This window comes from Wolbachia endosymbiont of Madathamugadia hiepei, assembly GCF_013366855.1.
GTDB lineage: Bacteria > Pseudomonadota > Alphaproteobacteria > Rickettsiales > Anaplasmataceae > Wolbachia.
Window position 1 is genome coordinate 1 of sequence record NZ_WQMP01000086.1, and the last position, 4107, is coordinate 4107.

2 protein-coding genes and 2 pseudogenes are annotated in these 4107 nt (G+C 39.1%); 3 read left to right on the forward strand and 1 reads right to left on the reverse strand.

Annotated features, from left to right (window positions below):
* The 3 genes and pseudogenes from GO685_RS03645 to GO685_RS03655 all read left to right on the forward strand — a co-directional run.
* Positions 1–125: pseudogene (locus GO685_RS03645) on the forward strand (IS982 family transposase); the annotation flags it as partial.
* Positions 126–147: 22 nt separating this feature from the next.
* Positions 148–1107 carry an ankyrin repeat domain-containing protein gene (locus GO685_RS03650; protein WP_175937618.1) on the forward strand — a complete coding sequence of 320 codons (960 nt, stop codon included), beginning with the start codon at positions 148–150 and terminating at the stop codon, positions 1105–1107.
* A 76-nt stretch (positions 1108–1183) separates the two neighbouring features.
* Positions 1184–3847 carry a 2-oxoglutarate dehydrogenase E1 component gene (locus tag GO685_RS03655; protein ID WP_175937619.1) on the forward strand — a complete coding sequence of 888 codons (2664 nt, stop codon included), beginning with the start codon at positions 1184–1186 and terminating at the stop codon, positions 3845–3847.
* Between the two features lie 23 nt (positions 3848–3870).
* On the opposite strand, the pseudogene GO685_RS03660 reads toward GO685_RS03655, so the two are convergent.
* Positions 3871–4107: pseudogene (locus GO685_RS03660) on the reverse strand (Rpn family recombination-promoting nuclease/putative transposase); the annotation flags it as partial.

Below are 4107 nucleotides of genomic sequence, written 5' to 3' on the forward strand. Positions count from 1 at the left end.
TAGAAATTGAACATACTCGCCATAGATCTCCTATTAACTTTTTAGTTCACATTTTTTCTACGCTTATTTCATATTCTTTACAACGCAAAAAGCCTTCCATTTCCAACTCTTTCTTTATCGGCTAATCCATAGTTAGCGTTAAAAGTATTGGGAATATCAGATAATCTTTCTAATTCTAACATTATTTATCAAGTTAAACAACAACTTAAGGAGTTGCATAATGATAATACAGATACACTCTCAGAAAAAATAGAAGCGTGCAAATTTCCTACTGATGGTCAAGAAGATCAGGCAGAAGTTTTCTCGGATCTTGTAATATCAGCCATTAACGACGATAAACTAGATTTTCTGGAGTTGTTGCTAAAGACAGTAAAAAATGTTGATAAATTTAATTATTTGGATGCAGAGGGTACTGGTGGCAATATACCATTAAACTTCGCGCTTGGGTATACAGGTTATAAACATGAGTTAAGGGTTAAGGCCATAAGTTTACTTTTAAAGTATGGTGCTAATCCTAATACAAAAGACCGAGAAGGCAAATCATCATTACACTGTGTTATTAACAATAGTGATGGCGTTTTTTGCCACAAAGTTACTGAATTGCTCTTAGAGTACAAAGTTGATCCCAATGTAAGAGGTAACCAAGGTAAAACACTGTTGCATTACCTATGCGAGGATAATGGTTACCTTAATGATCGTGCCCGTGGTTGTGTTGAAACTGCAAAATTACTTTTAAGGAAAGGTGCTAACCCAGACTTAAAAGATAATTACAATAAAAAACCGATAGATTATGCTAAACACGACAGTAAAGTTGGGCAGTTATTTGGTGCCATTGATTATAATATGGCGTTGATACACTCTGGTAGTGCGGTGACTCTTTCATTTCTGAGTGTTTGTTGCGCAGTTGAAGCTGCAGTTGGAAATTGGAGAAAAGCAGATAAAATTGGGTTTATTATCTTTGCAACAGCTGCAGCTGCTGTTGCGTTTTATTGTGCGTACCACGCAATAAAAATTATGTTCTTTTCAGAACCCTCAACTGAATTTACTGAAGCTAGAGCGGAGGGACTTAATAGTCAGAAATCACCAAATCCGGTAGGTGGAGCTTAATAATTAGAGACTAAAGAAGTTCTTTTTTAAAAAACTTAAGGTATAATATAGGTATTCGATATCTTTTATAGTGATTATGCCGAGTTTAAGCTGCCTTTATGGTGACAATGCAGAGTTTGTGGAGGAAATGTATAACCGCTATTTGCGGGGCGATAAATCAATCGGAGAGGATTGGTACAGAATTTTTTCAAGCAATTTAGAAGCAAGTCAGGCAAAGCCCTGCAGTGTGCAGCATGTAGCCAAGGTGGATAATTCAGCTTCTGATCTGGCGAATTTCTTCAGATCTTACGGTCATTTTTTCGCAGATCTTAATCCCTTATCACCAAATGTAAACAAAGAAGTAGATTATCAGAAGTATTCAAATCTCTCTCCAACGCATGATGCTGGTATCTATAGAGATATTTACTGCAAGAACATCGGGTTTGAATTTATGCATATTTCCTCTTATGAAGAGAGAATATGGCTACAGGAGAAAATTGAAAACCAGACCTATATGCTGAGTCCACAAGACAAAAAGGAAATACTGAGGCACTTGATCGAATCTGAGATGTTCGAGCAGTTTCTCCATATGAAATTTCCTGGATATAAGCGTTTCTCTATCGAAGGCGGAGAGTCAACTATTGTTGCAATTGAGAGAATTATTAGTGATTCTGTGGCTTTTGGCATTGAAGAGATAGTTCTTGGCATGGCTCACCGCGGACGACTCAGTGTTCTGACCAAAGTTATGGGGAAAGAATATGCGGCAATGCTTTCTGAATTTCAAGGCAACCTTGCGTACCCAAGTGGTCTTGAGGTGTCTGGCGATGTTAAATATCACCTCGGTTACTCCTCTGATCGCACACTTACCGGCGGTAAAAAAATGCACTTGAGTTTATGTCCTAATCCATCTCACCTTGAAGCGGTAAACCCGGTTCTGTTTGGAAGAATAAGGGCAAAGCAGAATGTGAGATCTGTGCTTGGAATATCGATTCATGGTGACGCAGCTTTTATAGGTCAGGGAGTGGTTGCTGAAATTCTGACCTTGAGCAATATTGAGGGTTATAAAGTGGATGGCATTGTACACATTGTCATTAATAACCAAATTGGTTTTACTGTGAGCCCATGCTGCGCGCGGTCATCTTTTTATTGTACTGATATAACTAAATCTATAGAAGCTCCAGTATTTCATGTGAATGGAGATAATCCAGAAGCGGTGAGTTTTGTCGCAAGTTTGGCAATGGAATATAGGCAGAAATTTAAAAAGGATGTGGTGATTGACATAATGTGTTACCGCAAATATGGCCATAATGAAGGTGATGAGCCAAATTTCACTCAGCCACTCATGTACAAGGCAATACCAAAACATAAAACTCCAGGGACACTGTATGAAGAGAAGCTGACTGCAGAGAAAGTGCTAAGTAGTGATGAAGTGAGTAAATTACGCAGCGAATTTAGGGCAGGATTGGATAAAAGCCTTGCTGAATCAGCGACTTACACTCCAAAAAAAGCTGACTGGTTCGGTGGTGTGTGGTCAAAGCTGAGAAGAGCAAAGTTGAACGATTTGAGCGAGTATTATACGGATTCTGGTGTCTCGCCAGATGAGCTAAAAAAACTGGGTGTACACATAAATAGCAATATCCCAAGCAGTTTTAATATTAACAATAAAGTTAGAAAAATACTCGATGGAAGAATAGATAGTATAAATTCCGGTAGCAATGTAGACTGGGCAACGGCTGAAAGTCTTGCGTTTGCATCACTGCTTACAGAAGGAATAGGGGTACGTTTATCAGGACAAGATTCCGGCCGTGGGACTTTCTCGCACCGTCATTCAAAGCTTGTTGATCAAGCAACGGAGGAAACGTTTATTCCGCTAAACAATATAAGCGAGAAGCAGGCTCACTTTGAGGTCATGGATAGCGCTCTGTCTGAATATGCTGTGATGGGCTTCGAATATGGATATAGTCTTGACTCTCCATATTCACTGGTGCTCTGGGAAGGGCAGTTTGGTGATTTTGCAAATGGCGCGCAAATCATGATCGACCAGTTTATTGCGTCGGCAGAAACAAAATGGTTGCGATCAAGTGGTCTAGTTTTATTGTTACCTCATGGTTATGAAGGGCAAGGGCCTGAACATAGTTCTGCTCGTATAGAGAGGTTTTTGCAACTTTGCGCGGAAGATAATATGCAGATAGTGAATTGCTCCACTCCGGCGAATTATTTTCATGTTTTGCGCCGGCAAGTTGATCGGGATTTTCGTAAGCCTCTGGTAGTGTTTACACCTAAATCGCTATTGCGTCACAAAAGAGCGGTTTCTAACTTGTCTGATTTCGAAGGAAAATTCCTCACAGTCATTCCAGAATATAGAACAGGTTTAGTTTCAGATGACAAAATACGCAAAGCCATAATATGCAGTGGTAAAGTTTATTACGATATAATTGAAGCATGTGAAAGACAAAAAATAAACGATATAGCAGTAATACGTTTGGAGCAGTTTTATCCATTTCCTGCAGATAAATTAAGTAATGAACTTGAGAAGTACAAAAACGCTGAGATTATATGGTGTCAAGAAGAACCAAAAAATATGGGAGGATGGTTTTTTGTCAATCCATTGATAGAAGAAGTGTTATCCAATCTCAATATTCAAGCAAAAAGGCCTAAGTGCATTGCAAGGCCTGCTGCTGCATCTCCTGCATGTGGTTATGCTAGTGTTCACACTCAGCAACAAGAGGAGATTTTGAGGCAGGTTGTGCAATCTGCCTGAGGTATCTTGCCGCTGTGAGATGTTCACAGACTTTCACTTAATTCTTTAATCTCACTAATAGAAAGATCCGTACACTTAACAATAGTGTCAGCATCAACGTTATTAGCCAGCATTGCTTTTGCAACTTCAATTTTTCCTTCTTCTCTACCTTCCTCTTTACCAATTTTGATGCCTTTTTCAGTAGCATCATCAAGTTTTTGAGCGAGAATAGCTTTCTCATCACGGATACGCTTTATTTCTTGTTCATATGCTATGAACTC